This is a genomic window from Pseudomonas sivasensis, from assembly GCF_021391435.1.
Lineage (GTDB): Bacteria > Pseudomonadota > Gammaproteobacteria > Pseudomonadales > Pseudomonadaceae > Aquipseudomonas > Aquipseudomonas sivasensis.
The window spans coordinates 4,331,106-4,349,507 of record NZ_CP090029.1 but is presented as its reverse complement, the minus strand read 5'-3'; the positions used below and the strand labels follow the sequence as shown (position 1 = coordinate 4,349,507).

17 protein-coding genes are annotated in these 18,402 nt (G+C 59.5%); 8 read left to right on the top strand and 9 right to left on the bottom strand.

Annotation, left to right across the window (positions count from 1 at the left end):
- Window positions 1–29 precede the first annotated feature (29 nt).
- The 3 genes from LRO94_RS19615 to LRO94_RS19605 are packed head-to-tail and all read left to right on the top strand — an operon-like array spanning window position 30 to window position 2,947.
- Window positions 30–464 carry a hypothetical protein gene (locus LRO94_RS19615; protein WP_032885926.1) on the top strand — a complete coding sequence of 145 codons (435 nt, stop codon included), beginning with the start codon at window positions 30–32 and terminating at the stop codon, window positions 462–464.
- Complete coding sequence (locus LRO94_RS19610; protein WP_032885925.1) at window positions 461–1,915, top strand: ATPase domain-containing protein; 1,455 nt, start codon at window positions 461–463, stop codon at window positions 1,913–1,915. Before LRO94_RS19615 ends, LRO94_RS19610 begins: the two co-directional genes overlap by 4 nt.
- A gap of 15 nt (window positions 1,916–1,930) precedes the next feature.
- On the top strand, window positions 1,931–2,947 hold the full coding sequence (locus LRO94_RS19605; RefSeq protein WP_122754093.1) for a sensor histidine kinase: 1,017 nt from the start codon (window positions 1,931–1,933) through the stop codon (window positions 2,945–2,947).
- On the opposite strand, the gene LRO94_RS19600 is transcribed toward LRO94_RS19605, so the two are convergent.
- Entirely contained in the window at window positions 2,944–4,005 is a 1,062-nt protein-coding gene (locus tag LRO94_RS19600; RefSeq protein ID WP_032885923.1) for an SDR family oxidoreductase, read from the bottom strand. The two genes, LRO94_RS19605 and LRO94_RS19600, sit on opposite strands and share 4 nt — an antisense overlap.
- A gap of 156 nt (window positions 4,006–4,161) precedes the next feature.
- On the opposite strand from LRO94_RS19600, the gene LRO94_RS19595 reads away from it, so the two are divergent.
- A complete protein-coding gene (locus LRO94_RS19595) occupies window positions 4,162–4,959 on the top strand; it encodes a DNA/RNA non-specific endonuclease (RefSeq protein ID WP_179178662.1) in 798 nt (265 codons plus the stop codon).
- 9 nt (window positions 4,960–4,968) lie between these two features.
- On the opposite strand, the gene LRO94_RS19590 is transcribed toward LRO94_RS19595, so the two are convergent.
- The 4 genes from LRO94_RS19590 to LRO94_RS19575 all read right to left on the bottom strand — a co-directional run bounded on the left by LRO94_RS19590 (window position 4,969) and on the right by LRO94_RS19575 (window position 7,672).
- Window positions 4,969–5,148: a DUF1289 domain-containing protein gene (locus LRO94_RS19590; protein WP_032885921.1), complete on the bottom strand. Its 180-nt coding sequence runs from the start codon at window positions 5,146–5,148 to the stop codon at window positions 4,969–4,971.
- Window positions 5,149–5,182: 34 nt separating this feature from the next.
- Window positions 5,183–6,106 carry a CDF family Co(II)/Ni(II) efflux transporter DmeF gene (gene dmeF / locus LRO94_RS19585; protein ID WP_122756954.1) on the bottom strand — a complete coding sequence of 308 codons (924 nt, stop codon included), beginning with the start codon at window positions 6,104–6,106 and terminating at the stop codon, window positions 5,183–5,185.
- Window positions 6,103–6,378, bottom strand: a complete 276-nt coding sequence (locus LRO94_RS19580) for a metal/formaldehyde-sensitive transcriptional repressor (RefSeq protein WP_032885919.1) — start codon at window positions 6,376–6,378, stop codon at window positions 6,103–6,105. Before LRO94_RS19580 ends, dmeF begins: the two co-directional genes overlap by 4 nt.
- A 76-nt stretch (window positions 6,379–6,454) precedes the next feature.
- Window positions 6,455–7,672: an MFS transporter gene (locus LRO94_RS19575; RefSeq protein WP_032885918.1), complete on the bottom strand. Its 1,218-nt coding sequence runs from the start codon at window positions 7,670–7,672 to the stop codon at window positions 6,455–6,457.
- A 244-nt stretch (window positions 7,673–7,916) separates the two neighbouring features.
- Here LRO94_RS19575 and LRO94_RS19570 point away from each other — a divergent pair, with 244 nt between their 5' ends.
- Window positions 7,917–9,128 (top strand): YeeE/YedE family protein, encoded by a 1,212-nt coding sequence (locus LRO94_RS19570; RefSeq protein WP_095185511.1) that lies wholly within the window; start codon window positions 7,917–7,919, stop codon window positions 9,126–9,128.
- Window position 9,129: 1 nt separating this feature from the next.
- Here the strand turns inward: LRO94_RS19570 and LRO94_RS19565 are convergent, their stop codons facing one another.
- The 3 genes from LRO94_RS19565 to LRO94_RS19555 all read right to left on the bottom strand — a co-directional run bounded on the left by LRO94_RS19565 (window position 9,130) and on the right by LRO94_RS19555 (window position 11,808).
- Complete coding sequence (locus tag LRO94_RS19565; RefSeq protein ID WP_081797666.1) at window positions 9,130–9,291, bottom strand: DUF2986 domain-containing protein; 162 nt, start codon at window positions 9,289–9,291, stop codon at window positions 9,130–9,132.
- 60 nt (window positions 9,292–9,351) lie between these two features.
- Window positions 9,352–10,578, bottom strand: coding sequence for an MFS transporter (locus LRO94_RS19560; protein WP_179178663.1), 1,227 nt, complete (start codon window positions 10,576–10,578; stop codon window positions 9,352–9,354).
- 189 nt (window positions 10,579–10,767) lie between these two features.
- Window positions 10,768–11,808, bottom strand: coding sequence for an alpha/beta hydrolase family protein (locus tag LRO94_RS19555; protein WP_179178664.1), 1,041 nt, complete (start codon window positions 11,806–11,808; stop codon window positions 10,768–10,770).
- Window positions 11,809–12,024: 216 nt separating this feature from the next.
- On the opposite strand from LRO94_RS19555, the gene LRO94_RS19550 reads away from it, so the two are divergent.
- The 3 genes from LRO94_RS19550 to LRO94_RS19540 all read left to right on the top strand — a co-directional run bounded on the left by LRO94_RS19550 (window position 12,025) and on the right by LRO94_RS19540 (window position 16,156).
- Window positions 12,025–12,462 (top strand): hypothetical protein, encoded by a 438-nt coding sequence (locus tag LRO94_RS19550; RefSeq protein WP_179178665.1) that lies wholly within the window; start codon window positions 12,025–12,027, stop codon window positions 12,460–12,462.
- A 351-nt stretch (window positions 12,463–12,813) separates the two neighbouring features.
- The gene (locus tag LRO94_RS19545) at window positions 12,814–13,980 is read left to right on the top strand and encodes a hypothetical protein (RefSeq protein ID WP_233896875.1); all 1,167 of its coding nucleotides are present in this window, start codon (window positions 12,814–12,816) and stop codon (window positions 13,978–13,980) included.
- A gap of 826 nt (window positions 13,981–14,806) precedes the next feature.
- Window positions 14,807–16,156: a hypothetical protein gene (locus LRO94_RS19540; protein ID WP_179178667.1), complete on the top strand. Its 1,350-nt coding sequence runs from the start codon at window positions 14,807–14,809 to the stop codon at window positions 16,154–16,156.
- 87 nt (window positions 16,157–16,243) lie between these two features.
- On the opposite strand, the gene LRO94_RS27950 is transcribed toward LRO94_RS19540, so the two are convergent.
- Window positions 16,244–18,265 carry an FIST N-terminal domain-containing protein gene (locus LRO94_RS27950; RefSeq protein ID WP_179178668.1) on the bottom strand — a complete coding sequence of 674 codons (2,022 nt, stop codon included), beginning with the start codon at window positions 18,263–18,265 and terminating at the stop codon, window positions 16,244–16,246.
- Window positions 18,266–18,402: the final 137 nt, after the last annotated feature.

Below are 18,402 nucleotides of genomic sequence, written 5' to 3'. Positions count from 1 at the left end.
GGTCTCAATTCATCGGATATAAGCCCGTCATGTCCACGCTAAGCGAAGAGAGCCGCCGGATCGTAGCTTCTCTGGCGCACCGTGTTGGTCCCAGCGCTGATACCGCGCGTATCGCCGAAGTGATCGTGTCGATACTGCAAGGCATGGATGCCGCACTGACGCCGATCATCGGCCAGCAGGGCGTTGTTGCGTTGACACGCCGCAGCATCCACCTGAGCGCCTCCATTCATCCCCACCTGGCCAGCACGTTTGAACGTGCGCAGGCGGCGCCGGATCTGCTCGGCCTCAAATCCGTGCTGGTTGAGCAAAGTGAAGCGGATGCCCTGCTTTTCGGTGAAGGGCTGCTGATCACCTTTTACACGCTGCTGACCACGCTGATTGGGCCTTCGCTGACTGCCCGTTTGCTGCGCGACGTATGGAAACCTTCTTTGAGCGACACCCCTTCGCAGGAAAATTCGCCATGAGCACCAAAGTAACTATCAACCGCCTGGCTACCGGCGTGCCAGGGCTGGACGAGGTGCTGGGCGGAGGATTGCCGGAGTTTTCGTTCAACCTGATCGCCGGCCCCCCCGGCTGCGGCAAGACCACGCTGGCGCATCAGATGATGTTCGCCCTAGCGACACCTGAGCGGCCCGCGCTGTTTTTCACTGTCTTGGGTGAGCCGCCGTTGAAGATGTTGCGTTATCAGCAGCAGTTCGACTTTTTCGACAACGATGCGATCAACCACTCGATTCGCTACATCAACCTGGCTGACGACACGCTGGCAGGTGACCTGGATGAAGTGCTCCGGCGCATCGTCAGCGAAGTGGAGGCGCATTCACCGTCGCTGGTGTTTGTCGATTCCTTTCGTTCGGTGGTGCTGGCCAGCCAGACTCAGCACAACCCCAACAACAACCTGCCGCAGTTCGTTCAACAACTGGGCATGTTGATGACCACTTGGCAGGCGACCACCTTCCTGATTGGTGAGTACTTCACCGAAACCGACACCAACCCGATATTCACCGTAGCTGACGGGTTGATCTGGCTGCGCCAGAGTGTTGAGCGCAATTCCATGGTGCGCAAGATGGAAGTCATGAAGATGCGCGGCCAACCGACTTTGCCGGGTTTGCATACCTTCCGCATCGCCAGTTCCGGCATCAATGTGTTCGCACCTGCGCCGCTCAACCCGGTCGAGATACCGATGACGCTGCCGATGCAGCGCTTGAAAATGGGCGTGCCACGCCTCGACGAAATGCTTGGCGGCGGTTTGCCTCGCGGCTATTCGCTGCTGGTGGCGGGGCCTTCTGGGTCGGGTAAGAGCATCCTGGCGGCGACCTTTCTGGCCGAGGGTGCGCGCAATGGCGAAACCGGCGTTATCGCGGTGTTCGAGCAACGGCCCAACCGCTCGCAAAACGCTACCCTGGCAGACCTGATCCAAAGCGGAAGGGTCAGCCTGGTGGACAGCCGGGCGCCGGATTTGTCCATCGACGAAATCGTCCAACTGTTGCTGAGCGAGATCAGCCGCTTGAACGCCACGCGGGTGGTCATCGATTCGCTGTCGGGCTTTGAGCTGGCCCTGGCGCCGACCTTTCGTGCGGACTTCCGCGAGTCGCTGTCACGCATGGTCACCGCGTTGACCCGCGCCGGGGTCAGTGTATTGATGACCTCGGAGCTGGAAGACCGCTACACCGATCTGCGCTTCAGCCCCTACGGCACGGCGTTCCTGACCGATGCGATCATCGTGCAGCGCTACATCGAAGTGCGCAGCCGCCTGTTGCGCATCATGGCCGTGGTCAAGGTGCGTGCCAGTGCCCACAGCGATGAGCTGCGCCAATATCACATCAATGACGATGGCCTGCAGATCGGCGAGATGCTCGCTGACCAGGAAGGGCTGCTCGGTGGTCGTCCGACTAGCCAGCCAATTAAGGAACGATAATGTCTGAGTTGACCCATGAGTAAACGCGCTGGAGAGGACGAGCGTGAAGCAGCCAATGCTGCCCACGAACTCTTCCTGCTCGGCCAGAAAACCGTTGAAGCCCGAGCGGTACTGGCCGCATTGCAGCAGCAACTGAGTGACGCCAACAGTCGCCTGGAGGATTCCCAGCACGTCGAGCAGTTGATCGAGGCCAACCAGCAGTTGGTGCTCGCCATACTCCTGGCCCAATCCGTACCGGTCGCCATGCCGGGCATGGAAGAGCAACTGTTTCAGGAACTGCGTGAGGCCAACGCGCAACTGGTCATCGCAGCGCTCGGCGCCCAGGACCTGCAGGCGACAGCGGAGCGAGCGTTGGACCAGCAGAAAGGCATCCTTGCGATGGTCGCCCATGAACTGCGTAATCCGCTGACCCCCATCAAGCTGATTGCCGAGCGAATGGTACGGCTGCCCAGTGATCAACTGCCGCGCATGCGCGAGTTGATCGAGGGCCAAGTCCAACATATTTCCCAACTGGTCGACGACTTGCTGGATGTCTCGCGCGCCAGCACCGGCAAGCTGCGTATCAACTGCAGTGAAGTGGACATGCTGCGTATTCTGAATGCCGCCGTCGATGCCTGTAGCCCAGTGATGATTGCGCGAAAGCAACAGTTTGATGTCGAGCTGCCTGACGCTGCTCTGATCGTCAACGGCGACCCGGGCCGACTCGCGCAGATTTTGCACAACCTGCTGGCCAACGCTGCCAAGTACACGCCCGTAGGCGGCACCATCAGCATGACGGCCACCGTGACCGCCAAAGTGCTGCGGATCAGTATTGCCGACAATGGCATCGGTGTTACCGCCAAGGCACTGCCGTTCATTTTTGACCCGTACGTGCAAGACACGCATGCCATCGGCTTCAACGTGACGGGCCTGGGCATTGGCTTGACGGTAGTGCGTGAATTGGTCGAAGCCCACGGCGGTAAGGTGACGGGGATGAGTGATGGGCATGGCAAGGGCAGCGAATTTGTGGTGACGCTGCCCCTGGTGCGTTAAGGGATCAACCGCGCTTCGCGCAACTTATCGAACACCTCGAAAAATGCCTGGTCGCTCGCCTGGTAGGCGGTGAACCCCATCTTCCGGCTCTTGGACATGTCCGTGACCACCTCGATCGGGCGCCCCAAGTCGGCATCGGTGTGCCAGGGCGAGGCGAGGCGGCTGATGTCCGTTTCCTTCAGCCCATGCTCCGCAGCGAGCTGGCTCCAGGCGGCCTGATCGTCGGCCATCTGACTCTCAAGCGGCGAGGGCTGGGCCGGGAAGTCTGCGGGTACAAGGCCAAAATAATCGGCAATCTGCCCCCACATCCATTTCCATCGGAACACGTCGCCGTTAGTGATGTTGAACGCCTGGTTGGCCGCCGCCGGCGTGGTGGCGGCCCACAGCTGTTGTTGTGCCAATTGCCGCGCATCGGTCATGTCGGTGAGGCTGTCCCATTGCACGCGGGAACCTGGGAATACAAATGGGCGCCCAGTGTGTTTGCAGACGCTGGCGTAGACGGCGAGGGTGGTCGCCATGTTCATCGCATTGCCCACGGCCACGCCGGTGACTGTGTGCGGGCGATGCACGCTCCAGGTGAAGCCGTCCTTTTTGGCGGCGGCGAACACTTCGTCTTCCTGGGCGTAATAGAAGTTCTCCACATCCAGGCGGCCTTGCTCTTCGCGGAAGGGGGTTTGCGGCAGGCTGCCCTTGCCATAGTTTTCGAACGGCCCGAGGTAGTGCTTCAAGCCGGTGACCAAGGCCACATGCTGCACGCTGCCGGCGGGGCGCACGGCATCCAGCACGTTGCGCACCATGGCGGCGTTGACGCGGATGTTCTCGGCTTCGGTGGCCTGGCGCGACCAAGTGGTGATGAATACGTGGGTGGGTTTCAGATCGGCCAAGGCCTGTTGCAGCGATGCCGGGTCCTGCAAGTCGGCGGCGACTGGAATCACGCCCGGCACCTGTGATGGCTGGCGGGACAGCGCGGCGACCTGCCATTGTTGTTCAAGCAGTAGCTGGGTGATAGCGCTGCCAACGATGCCGCTGGCGCCTACGACGAGTGCTGTCTGGGTCATAAAATTCTCCCGAGGATGTAGGCTTCTGAGCCCCAGCGTGTAGGAGAGGTTCAACCTTATCCGTGAGTCTCGCGGCACCAAACAGACGAATCAGGGTCCATAAGCCCCGCACGAACATTCGCGCTTCTCCGTTACCCTCACCATAAGATTTAAAGCATGTACCTACGCACTATCGCTGTCGGGCTGTCGGCCCTTGTTTTGTTTTCTACCGCTGTAGATGCCCGCAGTCTGGCAAACCCCTACACCCCCACCGAACAACGCGCCTCATTCGATGGCTGTGCCGATCTCTTCCCTGCCGCCGCCCCAATTAAGACGGCCACCGTTCCGGCGTCGATGAAACCCCTGGCGCTGTGTTCCGAGACGTTTGCGGTGCTCTACTCACAGACCAGCAAGACCCCGTTGGTGGTGGTCGAACGCCTGAACGCTGCGCAGTTGAAAGATGCCAAAGGCGAGGAGCGCACCAACCAGTTCTATGCCGACCCGCGCATTCCAAAAGGCGGCCGCGCGGAGCTGAGCGACTACCGCAGCCAGCACCCGGCCGTTGACCGCGGCCACCAGGCTCCGGCCGCCGATGCTCCCAACGCCCGCGCCATGGCGCAGTCGTTTGCGCTGTCGAACATGGTGCCCCAAGACCCCACCAACAACCGCAAGATCTGGAGCAAGGTCGAGGCGGACGTGCGCAAGTTTGCCAAGCGCGCCGGCGGTGATGTGTATGTGTTTACCGGGCCGCTGTTTGACCAGGGTTACAGCACCATCGGCGACAACAAGGTCTGGGTGCCGACGCGCCTGTTCAAGCTGGTGTACGACGCCTCCAGCCAGCGCGCCTGGGCCTACGTGCTGCCCAACGCCGAAACGCGCATCCAGAAGCCGATGGATTACGACACCTTCGTGAAAAGCACCGGGCTCAAACTGCTGGGTAATCTTCCGGTGTCGGGGTCGATTGGGCGCTCCTGAATACGCGGCTTACTTGGCTTTTTTCAACGCCTTCAAGCGTTGGGTTGCACGTTGCACCGCGGCCATTTTCTCGGGGCGTTTCATGCGTTTCCACTTGCGGATGTCGTCCTTGCTGCGTCCACAGCTGACGCACAGGTCGCCGCTGAGCTGACAGGTGGAGACGCAGGGGTTTTCGATGTCTTTAGCCAAGAGGTCACCTGGAGATGGGGTAAAGGGGGCGCACTCACGCCAAACGAAACTCAACGGTGAGGTGGCTCACTTCATGCACCGGCTTGAGGCGCTCGCGAATGCTGTCGGCATCCGTGCTCGCCTGGCCGACCACGCTCACAATCGCCGCGTGGGCGTCGGGGCCGACGCGCCACACGTGCAGGTCGGTAATCCTGGCGTCGCCGGGTTGCTCGACCAGCTCGCGGATTTCGGCGGCGACGTGCTCATCGGTTTGATCCAGCAGCACGCCGGCGGTTACGCCCATCAGGCTCCAGGCCCAACGCGCAATCACGATGGCGCCGACGATACCCATCACCGGGTCCAGCCACACCCAGCCCAGGTAGCGCCCGGCCAATAGCGCCGCAATGGCGAGGACGGAGGTCAGCGCATCGGCGAGCACATGCACATAGGCGGATTTCAGGTTGTTGTCGTTGCTGTGGTGATGATGCTCGTGGTCATGCTCGTGGTTGTGGTCATGCCCGTGGCTGTGGCCGTGCCCCAGCAACAGCGCACTGACGATGTTCACCACCAGGCCCACGATGGCAATCAGGGTCGCGGTACCGAACTGCACCGCGGTGGGTTCAAGCAAGCGGATCACCGACTCGACGCCAATGCCCAGGGCCACCAGCGCCAGGATCAGCGCCGAGGCGAAGCCACCCAGGTCGCCCACTTTGCCGGTGCCGAAGCTGTAGCGCGGGCTGCGCGCGTGGCGTTTGGCATAGGCATAGGCTGCGGCGGCAATGCCCAAGGCACCGGCATGGGTCGCCATATGAAAACCATCAGCCAGCAAGGCCATGGAGCCGGTGACGTAGCCGGCGGCAATTTCCGCCACCATCATTACCACTGTCAGCATCACCACCCACAGGGTGCGCCTGGCGTTCTCTTCGTGGGCAGCGCCGAGGAACACATGCTCGTGGGCGTGGTTTGTCATGAGCGTCATTTGGCGTAACGCCGGATGGCTTCGAGCAGTTCTTCGACACCTTTGTTGCGTTCTTCCTCGCTGAGGGAGGGATCCGCCACGTGCGCCCTGGCGTGCTCTTCGATGATCTCTTCCATCAAGCCGTTGATGGCGCCGCGCGTAGCGGCCACCAAGTGCAGGGTCTTGGCGCAGTCAGCGTCCGACTCCAGGGCTTTTTCCACCGCCTGAATCTGCCCGGCGATGCGTTTAACCCGTTTTATCAGGCTGTCTTTGTTGGCTGCGATATGGCTCACGATATACCCCCCCTACCTATAGTGGGGCGGATGGTGTCATACCCCACCCCCCTATACAAGGACGCCGAAGCGAGGGTTACTTGGGCCGATCCAACCGATGCCGCAGGGTGTAGACCGCCACACCCACTGCCAGGATGCCCGACAACGCGCCGACACCCAGTGCCCAGCGCGGGCCCAGGTGGTCCGCGACCCAGCCGACGATAGGCGCACCGATCGGTGTGCCGCCCAAGGCCACGCCGACGCGCAGGGCAATCACTCGGCCGCGCATGGCGGGTTCGGTGGTGAGTTGCATCAGGCTGTTGGTGGTGTTGCTGAAGGTCATGGCACCGACGCCGATGATCACCAGCGCCACGGCGAACAACCAATAGTTCGGCGCCAGGGCCGCCAGCGTGCAGCCAATGCCGAAGATCGCCGCACCGTTGAGCAACGACTTGAACTGTGGCCGCTCGCGTCCGGCGGCCAGCAGGGCGCCGGCAATGGTGCCGATGGCCAGCGTCGAGGAAAGCAGGCCAAAGGCGCGCGCATCGGTATGGAACGCAGTTACCGCCATGGTCGAGATAAAAATCGGGAAGTTCATGCCGAAGGTGCCGATCAGAAACAACATCAGCAGGATCGCCTTCAAGTCCGGCCGTGCCCACACATAGCGCAGGCCCTCGGTCAGGCTGCCCTTGGTGCGCAGTGCCCGCACCTTGGCGTGCTGTCCCGACACCCGCAGGAAGAAAAGCGAAACCAGCACCGCAAAGAAACTGCTGCCATTGAGCAGGAATGCCCAGCCGGTGCCCACCGAGGCGATGGTCAGGCCCGCCACGGCCGGGCCGATCATGCGCGCCATATTGAACGACGTGGAATTGAGTGCGATGGCGTTGGACAAATCCTTCTCGGCCACCAGTTCCGCGACGAAAACCTGCCGCACCGGCGCATCGAACGCCGACGCGCAGCCGGACAGAAACGCGAACACATACACGTGCCACAGTTCGACAAACCCAGTGACGGTGAACACCCCCAGCGTCAGTGCCAGCAGACCCATGAGCGCCTGAGTGACCATCAGCAATTTGCGCTGGTCGTAGTGGTCGGCGGCAAAGCCGGTCCATGGCAGCAACAGCAACTGCGGCCCGAACTGCAACGACATGACGATGCCAACCGCCGCAGCGTTGTGCGGGGTCAACTGGGTCAGCACCAGCCAGTCCTGCGCGGTGCGCTGCATCCAGGTGCCGACATTAGAGACCAACGCCCCGGCGGCCCAGATGCGGTAGTTGGGGCTGCGCAGGGAGCGGAAGGTACCGAGGAAACTCATAGCGGTATTCGTGACTCCTCAAACAGGACGAGGTGATTTGAACAGGCGCTGCCGGCGCAGTACTCAGCCACAGTGACGGTCAATGTGGGAGTTGTCGAGCCCTGGCGAGGCTGCGATGGCGGCGGCATTGCCAACCTCTACGTTGCCTGACACTCCGCTATCGCAGCCTAGCTAAAGCTCCACAACTCCCACAGGCTATACTCGCCCGTTCGAAATCCCCCCTTCAAACAAACCGAGATACCCCATGAGCACCTCTCTCCCTATCACCCCCGCGCGCAAGCCAGTCGCGCCGTTGGTGGCCTTTGTCATCCTGGTGCTGGGCGCCTTGTTCCTGCAAAACAGCGTCGGTTCGCGCCAGGTGCTGTTGCTGGTGGTCGGCGCGGCACTGGGCTTGACCCTTTACCACGCTGCCTTCGGCTTCACCTCCGCTTGGCGCGTGTTCATCAATGAGCGCCGTGGCGCTGGCTTGCGGGCGCAGATGGTGATGCTCGCGCTGGCAGTGCTGCTGTTTTTCCCGGCGCTGGGGGCGGGCACGTTGTTCGGGCAGCCAGTGGTCGGGCTGGTGGCGCCGGCCGGGGTGTCGGTGGTGTTTGGTGCGTTTATTTTCGGCATCGGCATGCAGTTGGGTGGCGGGTGTGCCTCGGGCACGCTGTTCACCGTGGGCGGCGGTAATGCGCGGATGCTGGTGACGTTGTTGTTCTTTATCTGCGGCTCGCTGATCGCCACACACCATGTGGACTGGTGGTTTGCGTTGCCGGCGTTCCCGGCGGTGTCCATCGTCAAGAGCTTCGGCGTAGTGCCCGCGTTGCTCGCCAGCTTAGCGATGTTTGCGCTCATCGCGGCCGTCACCGTGCGTCTGGAGAAGCGCCGCCACGGCCAGCTTGAAGAAGGCGTGACCAGCGAACATCAGGGCTTGCGCCGCTTCCTGCGTGGGCCATGGCCATTGGTGTGGGGCGCGATTGGTTTGGCGTTGCTCAACTACGCCACCCTCGCACTGGCCGGGCGGCCGTGGGGCATCACTTCGGCGTTCGCCCTGTGGGGCGCCAAGGTGGCGAGCGGTTTGGGTGTGGACGTAAGCGCTTGGGCGTTCTGGCAGATGCCGGGCAATGCCAAGGCCCTGGCGGCGCCGGTGTGGGAGGACATTACCAGCGTCATGGACATCGGCATCGTCCTCGGTGCGCTGTTGGCCGCCGGGCTGGCTGGGCGTTTCGCCCCCAGCCTGAAGATCCCGGCCCGCTCGCTGATCGCTGCGGTGATCGGCGGCCTGCTGCTCGGTTACGGTTCGCGCCTGGCGTACGGCTGCAACATCGGCGCGTACTTCAGCGGCATCGCCTCGGGCAGCCTGCATGGCTGGGTGTGGCTGGTGGCGGCGTTTATCGGTAACAGCGTAGGCGTGCGCCTGCGGCCGTTTTTCTTTGTGGGCGAGCGCCGTCAGGTGGCGCTGAGCGGCTGCTGAGTCAGTCTTGCGGGGAAACGCTTGGCGCCTGATCCGCTTCAGCCGCCAGTTTTTCCCGCTCTGCTTTGCTGATGTACCTGTCCTTGGATTTGGGCGCCAATTTGGCGCTGGCCTTTTTGGCCTTGGCCTTGAACAGTTGCTGCAGTTTTTTCTGGCGATTCATGGGTGTCTACCTGGGTTAAACGTGCCCGGATGATACCAGCTTAAAAATCGCAGCCAATGGCTAGCAAGGCTGCGCCGCCAAGCTGTTGCTGACCCTGCGTCCCAACACCAGCACCGTCACAAACCCGCAACCTACCAGCGCCGTGGCCAGGCTCAACAGCACCGCGCTGCCCATCTGGTCGACGATCTGCCCGCCAAAGAACGAGCCCAGGGCAATGATCACTTGGAACAACGCCACGAACAGCGGCATGCCGCGCTCGACATCCTTGGGCGCCACCACAAACATCCAGATACTCGCGCACGCCGGGAAGGCGCCAAAGGCAAAGCCCCACAGCGCGATCAGCATCGCCGCGCCGGTCATGCCGGTGGCGAAGTACGGGAACAGCGCGGTGCTGGTGCCGATCATCAACGCCACCAGCAGCAAGGTATTGCGCACGCTGCGGTTAGCCGCGAACCCGGCAAAAATATTGCCCATCACGCCTGCGACGCCATACAGCAGCAACAGCGAACCAATGGTCGGCCCGTCGAAGCCAGAGCTGTGTTTGAAGAACGGCGCGACATAGGTGTAGGCCGCAAAGTGCGCCAGCCCGATCAGCAACACCGCGATCAATCCGACCCGCGCTTGTGGGTTGATAAATAAAGCCGGCAGATCACTGATGCGAATGGCCTTCTCCGGCGTGAGTCTTGGCAGCAGGAACATCTGCGCCAACAGTACCGGAATGCCCACCAGCGCGGTCACCAGGAACGTCATGCGCCAGCCCATCAGGCCACTGAGCCAGGTGCCGACGGGCACGCCGAGTACGGTGGCCAGGGTCACGCCCATCATGATGATCGAAGTCGCCTTCGCTACGCCCACACCCTTGGGCGCCAGGCGACCGCTCAGGGCAATGGCCGTGGCCCAGAAACCGCCGATGCTGATGCCCAGCAATACACGGCCGAACAGCAGCAGGTTGAAGTCGCTGGCAAAGGCCACGACCGAGTTGGCGATGATCATGATCAGCGTCAGGCCGATCAGCAGATAACGACGGTCCATCGTGCCAATGCTCACCGACAGAAACGGTGCAGCGAGGGCGGCCATGATGCCGGGCAGCGTCACCATCAAACCCGCGTGGCCGGCACTGATACCGAGGTCGGTGGCGACATCGTTGAGCACGCCCACCGGCAGGAATTCACTGGTCACCAGGGCAAAGGCACCTACCGCGACCGAGAGAATCGCCAGCCACTGCTGTTTGACACTTTGTTGATTATGTTCGGGACGGCCGCTGGGGGCCTGGAGGGCGCTTGGCATGATGCTGGGTTCCAAGGGGGGATGTCGCCTGAGGCCAGGCGCATGGGAAGAAGAAGTGGGAAGCGATTATAGGAAGGGCCGTTGGTCGGCCTATAGGCGAGCGGTTCGATAGTAATCATCAGTGGTATCGATGTGAGGACCTTGGGCCGCTCCCATCCATACCACTTTGAGTTGAGTGTTCCGCCTTAATCAGTTCCGAAACGACCGACTCAAAAACCCAGTAATCAGCCCCACAACCTGCTGCTGAATCACTCCCCGCGCCCGAGCGCCTTCGCCATCCCGGCAAATCATGCCATCCCCCGGCGAGCTCTCTTCAATCAACGCAATCGCCCCCGGCTTGCAGATCGACATAAAGCTGAAGTGGGTAGCGTCGGCGATCTCCACATACTGCGTCGAAGCTTTTGCCATCCGCCGGACCATATCGGCGGACTCCAATTCAGGCGCCATATCTTCCGTTGGCACACCCCCCGCAATCACCAGCGCCGGCACCGGCAATGCGGCGAGGCTGGCGTCGGTAAAGCCGCGCGACAGGCCCAGGTCCAACGACACAATGGCGGTGACGCGTTTGTCGCTCAAGTCAGCGGCCAGCTTGGCCTTGCCCTCTGGCGTGGCAGCGGGATTCATCTCGTGGTAGCCAATGCAACCGCCCAGCTTGGGATAGGTGCTGCACTCCTTGGCGAACAGGTCAGGATCGAAGCGTGCACCGGCGATTTCCAGCACGGTCCAGCCGCCGAGGGAATGGCCTACAGCGGCGATCTGTTTGTTCGCCACCGCGCCGAATTGCGTGGGCTGATCCAACACTGCATCGATAGCACGGCTCAAGTCCGCCGGGCGCTGCCATAACTGCGCGGCGGCTTGCGGGCTGCGGTCCTTGGTGGTGGTGCCGGGGTGATTGACCGCCGCGACGATATAGCCCTGATGGGCCAACGCACTGGCCAGCCATGTCTGTTTACCCCAATTACCGCCGTAGCCGTGGGAGAGCACGACCAGTGGATGTTCGCCGCTGGCGGGTGGTGCATCGGGTACGGCGAGGGCGCCGATGAAGACTGCGTTGTCGGCGATCAGCTTGGGTTGGGTGGTGGTGGTAGCGGGGTACCAGACGACCAGTTCGAGTGGTCGGTTGTTTTGCGCATCGGGCAGGGTGGTGGTCTTGAAGCCGACGAGGTTTTCGGCGGCGAAGGCGGGAGCGGTGAGGCAAATCAGGAACAGGGCGCGTAGAGCGGTTTTCATTGTTGTTATCGTCCTTGAAATGAGCGGCGAAGCATGACCTGAAACAAGCGGTTTTGGTAGAGGGGAGGCGGGACTAGGACGTTACCGACGCATTCCTACTTATTAGTATTACAGATTGCTCTTTCGTGAATTTAGGACGTTGCTATCTTACTTCGGTTAAAAAAGCGTGCGACGGTAGTGCCGTACTTCCTACCGTTGATTAATAAGGTGAGGGTTATGAAGATTCCAATCGAGATGTTGACTTTAATGCTTGGTTTGAATGTTCGTAAGTTCATGCTCGTTTTGTTTGCGCTCTTGCTATTTGTGTCTGCTAGTTTGGCGTTGGCTGAAGAGCGATCTTTCACTAAAGATGATGCGCCAAGTCCTGTGCTGGTTTTGTCCAATGAGGGTGTTGGATTAGCCAATTTCTACGCGAATTCGTTGGACTTTCCCAGTGGTACTTTGCCTGATCCGAAAGAGTTACTAGAGATCGCGTGGCGTACAACGTACTACCCTGAAAGTGCCAATTCAAAGGTCGAACTCTGTTACTTTCGCCCCTATAGTTCTCAACCTAATTGCGTGGATATCGCTCCTAACTCATCTGGCGTTACTATGAATTTAATGCCCAGAGTTTCAATCACGAATCACGTGTTGTCATCAAGCATTATGTCTTAGGGGGCACACCACCCTACAGTCGTCCTGCTGGCGTTGATACAGTGACTTTTCGATATAGGTACTAACTCGTAATACCGTGCAAGGGTCACTTATTACGGTGACCTCTGCTCTGATAAATAAAAACGTGCAGTTGGTAAGATTTTAGCCGCCTCTACAGGGTGAATTCTCATGGCAACTATCCACGCTTATTCCTCAGTGCCTAACAATCGCTTGGCTAGCAGTCCGGTTAATGCCGCAACCTCACCAGCAATGCAGACAACGGCAGACACGGCTGGTGCATCTACCGCTACACACACTGATAGTGCGCCCCACACCGTATCGGTTTTGGCTCGTCAGTTGAGCGAAGCCTCAGTGCGCGCCGACACCCGCACCGCAGAGGCACCCGCCGATCCGCCGGACTCGATCATCGGCGACAGCTACCTTACGGATAAAGCGCAGCATGACGCCGAGGTGCCAGACACCGATCTTCCAGAGCTCCTGGCCCGCGCCCGACAGGCAACCGCCTTCATCAACGGTTCCGACAGCAACCCCTTCAAGGGCTTGGGACGTGATCAGTTGATCCTGATCGCCCATGACGACAGCGGCGCATTCACCACCAACGAACGCCGTGCCGCATGGCAAGAGATGGAATCTACGGCACCCGCCCAGGCGAGCAGCGCGAGTCAGGCATCGATTGACGGCCATGCTCTGATGGTCGCTCGCGTGTTCGGCAACTACGAACCGCCGGTGGCCCAGCCACCATTGACCTCCTACAACCTAACTCAGAGCTCTTATCATTTCCTCAACCGCGATGATCGTGCCGTGATCTCGCAGATGTACGCTTACGCGCAGGCTGAAGGTGCTGATCTGGCCTTCGTCGATGACTTGGCCTGGCAGCTCGGCCATTATCGACATCTCTGCGACGGCGGTCAGCAACTGAGCCACAACAATGGCTATACCTCGGAGGGTTATCGCATCACCTTCCACTTCAAGGAGCAGGACGCGGCTATTGCCTCGCGCATTCTTAATGGTTCGGCCATCAACAGCACCCGTATCGACCCAGGCTTCTTAAGGCATATTCTGAACCCGGACTACGGATCTCTCTCCAACATCGGCGGAATACCGTTCCTTGAACAGATGGTGCTCAAGTTCTCTGCTGAAGGTGCTTCACAAGCCGCGCTCGGCAGCGAATTCGCCACCTTCAACCGGATCGAAAACAAGGACAACGTCCTGGTCACGACGAACACGGACACCAAACTGCCGCCCTCAAAGGTAGTTGCCACCAACGTTAATGGCGTGTGGAGTTTGACCGAACTGGGTAAGTCCGCTGGCTACACGCTGGACACCGCTACCGGCAAGCTGCATCGACCAACAATGCCTCCAGAGGATGAAGCTCAGCAGGGCTTCATCCTGGAAACCTCTGTTGGTTCCGCGCAGAGTCGCTCCCTTATGGATGCCCTTGCCGACAGCGACGATCCGCCCCCCAAGCGAGCGATCTGGATGAACAATCTGTTCAGCCTGCTTGACTCGCCTGAGTAGCCTTACAAAGCCCAAATTAAATAGCGGGCATGCGGGATTAGGAAAATACCTGCGTATTCCTACTTATTAGTATTACAGAGCTGTCCTTCAATGTTTTAGGAAGTGCGTGGGTTTCTACGGTTAATGAATCGTGCAATGGTAGAAGTGTGATTCTTACCGCTGGATCCATTGGGCTCTTACGTATTAACTCCTCAAGCGATGGTGGTGATTATGAGTGGCTCGATAGTGATTCGTTGCTCCGTAAATGCAAACAAGCCTGTGCGTGCCCTTGTTACTGCTCTGCTGGTATTGGCTAGTGGGGTGGTCGTTGCGGAGGAAAGGTCTATTTCAAAGTCTGGGGACCCCAGTCCCGTATTGGTGTTATCCAATTCCGATACTCATCCGGGTGTAGGGTTTGCGAGTTTCAGTGTTGTTAGCTCGGACTTTACCCCAGGAACGCTCATTGATCCCAAACAGTTAGTGGAAATTCAATGGAGTACAACGTTTTACCCTGACAGCATCAGGGAGGACGTGAGGCTTTGCTATTCAAGGCCCTTCAGCTCTCAAGAGGATTGCAGGAGAATCACTCCGCGTTCGTCTGGCACAGTGCAGGATTTTAACACTCAGTCGTTTGGTAATGGCTCGCGAGTTAGAATCTATCATGATGTATACGGGGGCACACCTCGCTATACGCGTCCTGCTGGCGTCGATTCAGTCGTATTAAAATATAGCTATTAATCAACTGAAAAGTATTTTGTCCGTTTGGGTTTTTGGCTCTTTTACATGGAAAACAATGATATTAATGATGTGGCAGCGGCGCTGTCCTCCTATTTAGGAAGAGTGATCCATGATATCTATTAATCTTCATGCGTCGTCAGCCACTAATCGTATGGCAACAAGTAGTACTTCCAACGCCGAGCCCGTGTTTGCGGTTTCGTCAGATAAAGAAGAGCCCATTGCCGCGTCAACTTTGAACGGTGAAGTTACCAACAGCACCGTCTCAATCCTGGCTCACCAGTTGAGCGAAGCGGCAGCGCGTGCTGAAAAACGCGCGGGCTCGGAGAGCGAAAACCCGTTCCACTCGATTACCGGCGATAACTACATTGCCAACAAAAAACAACACGGTGCAGCGCTTCCCAATACCGATAACCCGGAGCTCCTGGCTCGGGCCCGGCAGGCCAACGGCTTCGTCGATGGCATTGACAGCAACCCTTTCAAAGGGCTTGCGCGCGATCAGCTCAGCCTGATTGCGAAGGACGTTGGCGGTGCCTTCACGCTCAATGAGCGACGTTCAGCGTGGGAAGAGTTGCAAGCAACCGCAACCCCAATGGTTGCCAACCCGAAACTGCAACCTGCAAATGGGCGTGATCACCTGGTTTCGCGTTTGTACGGGGGGGGTGAACCGCCGGTCGCCAAGCCACCTGCCACCGTCTATAACGGCACTCAAAACCACGCCGATTTCCTCAACCCTGAGGATCGTGCCTTGATCTCGGATATGTACTCTTACGCCGCAGCGGAGGGTGCTGACCTGCGTTTTGTAGATCACGTGGCCATAGCACTCGGTACCTATCGTCATTACAGCGACGGCCTTCAATTCGGGGGGAGTAACGTTCGCTATGACGGGGAAGGGTATCAGGTGACGTTCGATTTCAAGCCAGAGGACGCCGCAATCGCGTCAAGCGTCCTGGAGGGTTCGGCGATCAACAGCACCCGTATCGACCAGGGTTTCTTGCGACACATTCTGGACCCGGCCCAAGGTGCGTTTACAAACATTGGTGGCATACCGTTCCTGGAGAAGATGGTAAAAAAATTCTCTAATGAAGGGGCTGATCAGCCCCCACTCGCCAGCCAGTTCGCCACCTACCACAAAGTCAGGTACGAGGACCATATTGTCCAAACCACCAACAAGGACGTCAGGCTACCGCCCTTCAAGGCACTCACGGATAACGTCAACGGCGTTTGGACCCTCACCGAACACGGCAAGGCAGAAGGCTACACACTGGACAAAACCACTGGCCGGATAAGCAAGCCGGTCGCCTCTTTCGACAGTCAGACATCACAACGCTCAGTCTTGGACGACATTGTCCGCCAATCGCCCAAAAGCTACTTCGCGGACTGTGTTGTCGGTGACCGTGAGGCGTTCGCCATGCGAAGAGTCTGGCCCGGCCATTTTTTCATGCTGATGAAAAACCAATAATTATGAGGACTTGATAAGCGATGCCCTAAGGCACCGCACAGTCCTCATGCCTCAATGAGATTTCAAAGCTGACGATTTCAATAACGCCTACGCGTGCGTCAACCCCGTCAACGTATCCGCAATCGTCTTCGTCCGCTGCGCCGTGCCCTCGGTCGCACGGCTGGACGCTTCCAACGCGTCCAGCATCTCTCGCAGTGCGCCCACACCGGTGGACTGGTCTTCAATCTGCTGGGCTACCCGCTGGATCTCACTCGACAGCAGGTCAATATCCACGCCAATTTCCGCCGCATTCTTACGCGTGATTTCCGCCAGCTTGCGCACCTCGTCTGCCACTACTGCAAAGCCCCGGCCCAAGTCGCCCGCGCGCGCCGCTTCAATGGCCGCGTTGAGCGCCAGCAAGTTGGTCTGCCCGGCGATCTGCTGGATTACCTGCACAATCGACTGGATCCGTAAACTCGACCCGGCCAGCGTGCGCGCACCTTCCACCGCCACATCCGCCTGGCTCGACAACCCCTCCACCGTGGCCCCGGCCTGGGCCGATACGCTGTTCTGCTGGTCGATGGTGCTGACCAAGTCATCCATCGACGCGTGCAACTCACCGGAGTAATGCTTGAGCTGCGCCGCGATTTCTTCCTGCTGTTGCTCAGCCTGGGCCAGCACCTGGCCCAAGTCCGCCAGGCCTTCGAATACCGGCAGGATATTGTTGTCCAGCCCACGGGTGTTCAGGGTGTTGGAGAAATCATTGTTCTTGAACGCCGCAATCTGCTTGACCACCACATGGTTCAATCCCGCCAGCTTCTTCACCTGACGGCGTAGGAAAAATGCCTTGAACTCGCCGTAATGAGCGATGAAATTGTCCACATACTCGTCACTGAAACTTGCGCCCTTGGCCACCCGAAAGAAGAAAATCGCGGTCAGCGTCTGGTTCAGGTTCAACCCCAGAATCTCCCCAAAGGTCGAGAATCCCGCCAACGGCACATCGCCAAACGTCCCCGCCATGCTGCCCAACTCGGCGCCGTTGTTCAGCCGACGCAAGATGCAGTCATTCAAAATCCCCGCCACCGGTTGGCCACCCTTGCCACGCAGGAACTGTTCATAGTCCAGGCGCGTCGCCTCACGCAACGGCGTACGCCGCACCATCACCAACTCCTCGCCCGGCGCCACGTCGCAAAACAACTGCACGATCTGCTGCTCGAAGTCGATACGCGCGATGGACCGCACAAACAACTCACTGCCCACCCGAATCGCAAACGAATAATCCGCCAGCTTCGACTCCAATGCCTGCGGCGCACAATTAAACGCATCACACAGTGCCTGCACCATGCTCTTGATATTGCCGGCGCTGTCGATCACCTGGTCAATCGTGCGGTCCTCCACCGAGGCCGTCAGCACACTGAAGGTCAAATCCGCCGGTTTGAAATTCTGGCTTTTGAACACCCCAAATCGCACCTGCGCCGCCGTCTTCACAAACACAATCTGCGCATGATTCTGATAACTGCGTTGACCGTCATGAATCAGCGTCTTCTGGAAATCCGACTTACCCCCGGCCGATCCCCCTACAAACAAACACGGAAACCGCCCCGACTCATACAGCGCCTCCATAAAAAACGACTCCGACGCCGACAACCCGTCGAACACCACATACGCCAACGTATCGCGATGATCGATCGGCGTGCGCACCTGCACCCGCTTGATATGCCCCACCAACTTGGCAATGCGCTCCTGCATCCCCAACCGCTTACCGCCGCCACGAATGTCCTCACACTCCAGCGGCACCATCACCACCTCGGCCGAGGCGATCAGACTGTCGTCGAACAGCTGCAACACCACCCGGTCCCAGCGCTCGCCGGTGGCGCAATACAGCGAATTGGGCGCATTGCAGAGTTCGCCGGAAGTGGTGCACAGGCTGATGGTGGATTGGGGGAAACGGCGCTTGAGCTTGGCGGCGATGGCGTCGATGTCCAGATGCGGCGAGATAAAGCCGGTGATCAGGGTGGGGGCGATGCGCAGGGCGGTGAGGGCGGCGTCCAGGTCGTTGGCAGTGCTGGTGAGCGTGGCGGTGCCTTGACGATCGGCCCGGGCTTTTTTTAGAAGGGAGAGTGGGTTCATGTGGTGGACTCGATCGAGTGGTGATGCAGGGGTAGGCATGCGGTTAGTAGGGTTATCGGCAGGTTGGGTGGGGACTGGAGGGTGGGGGATGCGACGGATGGACGCGGGGGTGGGGAGTTTTCCTATTACTGACAGGG